The 1524-nt window shown below is 62.1% G+C and carries 1 protein-coding gene; it reads left to right on the top strand.

Annotated elements, in window-relative coordinates; all coding sequences use genetic code 11:
• Positions 1-1524, top strand: a 1524-nt coding sequence (gene topA / locus P792_RS38970) for a type I DNA topoisomerase (RefSeq protein WP_035440335.1), incomplete at both ends; no start/stop codon positions are given.

The raw sequence follows: 1524 nt of genomic DNA, 5'->3' as shown, positions 1-1524 counted from the left end.
GTGGCCTCAACAGGCTTCAAGGTCCGCTCCGTCGAGCGCAAGAAGGCCAGACGCAACCCGCCCGCGCCGTTCACCACCTCGACGCTGCAGCAGGAAGCCTCGCGCAAGATCGGCATGAGCGCGCAATCAACAATGCGTGCTGCCCAGCAGCTCTATGAAGGTGTCGATCTGGGCGGCGAGACGGTCGGTCTGATCACCTATATGCGTACCGATGGTGTGACGATGGCCGCCGAGGCCGTTCACGCCATCCGCAACATGATCGGGAGCAGTTACGGCGCGCCTTATCTGCCGGAGAAGCCGCGCGTCTATACCAGCAAGGCCAAGAATGCGCAGGAAGCGCATGAGGCTATTCGCCCCACCGATGTCACGCGCACGCCTGAATCGATGGCCCGGCATCTCTCGGGTGAGCAGATGCGTCTGTACGAGCTGATCTGGAAACGCGCTGTCGCGTCACAGATGCAGTCGGCGGAGCTCGATCAGGTTGTGGTCGATCTGTCCGATGCCGCGCAGCGCACCATTCTGCGCGCCAATGGCTCGATCATCGCGTTCGACGGTTATCTCAAGCTCTATAGCGAGGGGCGTGACGATACCAAATCGGACGAGGATGAAGGCCGCGTCCTGCCTGCCATGAGCGAGGGCGATGCGCTCTCGACCCGTGGTGTCGAGGCTGACCAGCATTTCACCCAGCCGCCGCCGCGCTTCTCGGAAGCCAGTCTGGTCAAGCGTATGGAAGAGATCGGCATTGGCCGTCCCTCGACCTATGCCTCGATCCTGACCGTTCTGCGCGACCGCAATTATGTGCGTCTGGATGCGCGGCGCTTCATTCCCGAGGATCGCGGCCGGCTGGTCACGGCATTCCTGACCTCTTTCTTTGAACGCTACGTGGACACCGATTTCACGGCGACGCTCGAAGAACAGCTTGATGACATTTCCGATGGTCGGGCCGACTGGCACGACATCATGGCTGCGTTCTGGCGCGATTTCTCCGCTGCCGTAGCGCAGACCAAGGATCTCAAGATCTCGGATGTCATCGATGCGCTCGATGAGGATCTGGGCTCGCATTTCTTCCCCGCACGTGACGATGGCGGTGACCCAAGGCAGTGCACGGCCTGTGGCACGGGGCGCCTGGGGCTGCGTCTTGGCAAATTCGGGGCCTTTATCGGCTGCTCGAACTACCCGACCTGTCAGTTCACCCGTCGCCTCGTGGCCGAGGATGGCGGCGAGGGCGAGACGCTCAAGGAAGGGATGAAAAGCCTCGGTCAGGACCCGGAAACGGGTGAGGAAGTGACCGTGCGTCGCGGGCCTTATGGTCTCTATATCCAGCGCGGTGAGGCCGACCCCGAAAACAAGAAGATCAAGCCCAAGCGCACCACCATACCCAAGGGGCTGGAGGGCGACAAGCTGACGCTGGACAAGGCGATCGGCCTTCTCTCCCTGCCGCGCAAGCTGGGCCCTCACCCTGAAACCGGCGAGATGATTGAGGCCGGGCTGGGGCGTTTTGGCCCCTATGTGAAGATGGGGTCC

The sequence above is a fragment of the Asaia sp. SF2.1 genome, assembly GCF_000505765.1.
GTDB lineage: Bacteria > Pseudomonadota > Alphaproteobacteria > Acetobacterales > Acetobacteraceae > Asaia > Asaia bogorensis.
This window is presented reverse-complemented; position numbering and strand designations above follow the sequence as displayed.